Raw genomic sequence first — 1,466 nt, forward strand, 5'->3', positions numbered from 1 at the left:
CCGAGCGAAAGCTTCTTCTTCAAATAAGGCCGGTTAAAACATACGGCTGTGATTAAATAGTGGCCGACCAGAAGCCTGAATGTCAGCCTGTTTCGTTTTTTTCCGTAATAGGTAAGAGAAGGCTCTGAATGAACCTTCCCTTCGACTGTGACTCTTTCATCATGCTTTACTTCTTCTAAATCCCTCAGCTCGTAGTCATCATAGCGATAAGGGAAATAATTCAGAAGATCAGAAATGTCATAAATACCGAGTTCGTGTAATGTTTTTTCTGTTTCCGGCCCAATACCCTTAATGTTAGCTATACTAGTTTGCTGATGTTGTTTCACGTGAACCTAGCGCTCCTCCGAAAATTTTTTTCTCTAATTCTCTTCCTGTCGGTGTTGCCGCTAAACCGCCTTGGCCTGTTTCTCTAAGTGCAGTTGGCATCGTTTGGCCTATTTTATACATGGCATCGATAACCTCATCACATGGAATACGGCTTGTAATGCCCGCCAATGCCATATCAGCGGCAATCATTGCATTTGACGCGCCCATCGCATTCCGTTTCACGCAAGGCACCTCAACAAGCCCTGCAACAGGGTCGCACACGAGGCCTAGCATATTTTTTAATGTAATGGCCATAGCTTCCGCGCTTTGTTCGGGTGTTCCTCCTGCCATTTCAACAATGGCCGCAGCCGCCATGCCTGAAGCTGATCCAACCTCTGCCTGACATCCTCCGGCGGCGCCGGAAATGCTTGCGTTATTAGCCACGACAAATCCGAAAGCCCCGGCTGTAAACAAAAAGCGGATCATTTGTTCTCTTGTTGGATTCAGCTTTTCTTTTACAGCAAATAACGTACCGGGCACCACACCGGCAGAACCTGCAGTCGGTGTCGCACAGATGGTTCCCATTGCTGCATTTACTTCATTTGTTGCAACGGCTTTCGATACAGCATCTAAAATCAGCGGGCCAGACAGGCTTTTTCCCGATCGAATATAGGCCTGCAATTTAACGGCATCTCCGCCTGTTAAGCCCGTTTGGCTCGTAACTCCCTCGAGTCCTTTCTGAACCGCCGCTTCCATAACAGACAGGTTATGATCCATCTGCTGAAAAATGTCCTCTTTTGTTTTTTCTGTTACTTCCATCTCTTGAGCTATCATCACATCAGAGATCAATATTTGTTTTTCTTTAGTAATCTCAATTAATTCTTTTACATTACGAAACATAACTGGCTCCTCCTGACCCTTTTCGCTAGTCAGCAATCTTTGTCACTTGAATAATATTCGGCAGCTTCGACAGCTCGTCGAGAATATGGTCGTCAATATTTTGATCGACCTCTATTGTCATCAGCGCAAGCTGTCCGATATCTTTCCGGGCTACTTCCATATGTCCTACGTTGATTGAAAATTTCGCCAGAACATTGGCAACACCGGCAATTGTGCCAAATTTGTCATTATGAACAACTAATATGGCCGGATGATTTCCT

2 protein-coding genes and 1 pseudogene are annotated in these 1,466 nt (G+C 45.3%); all 3 read right to left on the minus strand.

What is annotated here, in order from left to right:
* Window positions 1-326, minus strand: a pseudogene (locus tag ACWHAR_RS21160) (ATP-dependent DNA helicase RecG); the annotation flags it as partial.
* Window positions 304-1,206, minus strand: a complete 903-nt coding sequence (gene sdaAA, locus ACWHAR_RS21165; RefSeq protein ID WP_003232049.1) for an L-serine ammonia-lyase, iron-sulfur-dependent, subunit alpha — start codon at window positions 1,204-1,206, stop codon at window positions 304-306. The gene sdaAA and the pseudogene ACWHAR_RS21160, both read right to left, overlap by 23 nt.
* A 25-nt stretch (window positions 1,207-1,231) precedes the next feature.
* The coding region (locus ACWHAR_RS21170; RefSeq protein ID WP_452087730.1) for an ACT domain-containing protein at window positions 1,232-1,466 on the minus strand (235 nt) is incomplete at its 5' end.

The sequence above is a fragment of the Bacillus sp. LR--39 genome (assembly GCF_053613335.1).